Annotated in this window: 3 protein-coding genes; all 3 read left to right on the forward strand. The window is 58.5% G+C overall.

Annotated elements, in window-relative coordinates:
• Positions 1 to 281 (forward strand): JAB domain-containing protein (locus tag AACR93_RS22350; RefSeq protein ID WP_043852029.1); only part of this gene is annotated, 281 nt, incomplete at its 5' end.
• Positions 278 to 469 (forward strand): hypothetical protein, encoded by a 192-nt coding sequence (locus tag AACR93_RS22355; protein ID WP_029303518.1) that lies wholly within the window; start codon positions 278 to 280, stop codon positions 467 to 469. The genes AACR93_RS22350 and AACR93_RS22355, both read left to right, overlap by 4 nt.
• 24 nt (positions 470 to 493) lie before the next feature.
• The gene (locus tag AACR93_RS22360; RefSeq protein WP_181023123.1) at positions 494 to 832 is read left to right on the forward strand and encodes a hypothetical protein; all 339 of its coding nucleotides are present in this window, start codon (positions 494 to 496) and stop codon (positions 830 to 832) included.
• Positions 833 to 913 lie beyond the last annotated feature (81 nt).

Consider the following 913-nt stretch of genomic DNA (forward strand, 5'->3'; position numbering starts at 1 on the left):
CCCAACATCGTGTACTGGCCTTTGAGGAGCTATTTCGCGGCACTCTCGACAGTGCCAGTATCTACCCACGGGAAGTGGTCAAGCGGGCCATACTGCTCAACAGTGGGGCCATCATCGCGGTGCACAATCACCCCAGCGGTGACCCGGAACCCAGTCAATCTGACAGGGTCTTTACCCAGGCCCTCAAAGAAGCCTTGGCGCTGGTCGATGTGCGATTGCTTGACCATCTGGTGGTCGGTGCTGAGGGCTTAGTCTCGATGGCCGAAAGAGGTCAGCTATGAACCAGACCCCAGGCAAAACCCACCTCACCGCCCTCGATATCCTCATCGAGTTGCGCTGTTGGCTGGCAGACAACGTCGAGATGCAGACCGAGCCCGCCATCGTGGCTCACCTGCCTAACGGCTCCCCGCTCACCCAGGCCGATAGTATCGAGGCTATTGATGCGCTGCTGCATCAGCTGCGCCATTAGTCCGTTCCAAAAGAGAAATGAGCGATGCGATTACCTAACCCCTATTCCCTTGAGGAAACCCTGAGCAAGCTGCGCCATCGTCTGGCTACTGCCTGCAACGAGGAGGCGCTGGCATTACTGGAAAAAGCCGTCACCAAGGCGCGTGATGACGAGGGTTATGCCAGGCAGCTTGAAGAGGCCTTGCTGCGGGGATCCACCATCGAGATCCGCGAATGCCTCAGCTGCTTTGGCGACTACTTCGAGCGCTCCCGAGACGCACCGCCCTATTACCTGCATCACGATGCCGTCAACGGCATTGATTGTGCGCTCTACGCCATCCTGTTTGATGCGGCTTACCCAGACGCAGAGCAGGCGCACGAATAACGCCAGCATCCCCAAACCCGGATCATCCGCGCCAACACCATGATCCGGATATTCCGATCCCCCCAGCAAGGCCACCTCACT

It is taken from the genome of Aeromonas sp. L_1B5_3 (assembly GCF_963866575.1).
In the GTDB taxonomy this organism is placed as follows: domain Bacteria; phylum Pseudomonadota; class Gammaproteobacteria; order Enterobacterales; family Aeromonadaceae; genus Aeromonas; species Aeromonas jandaei.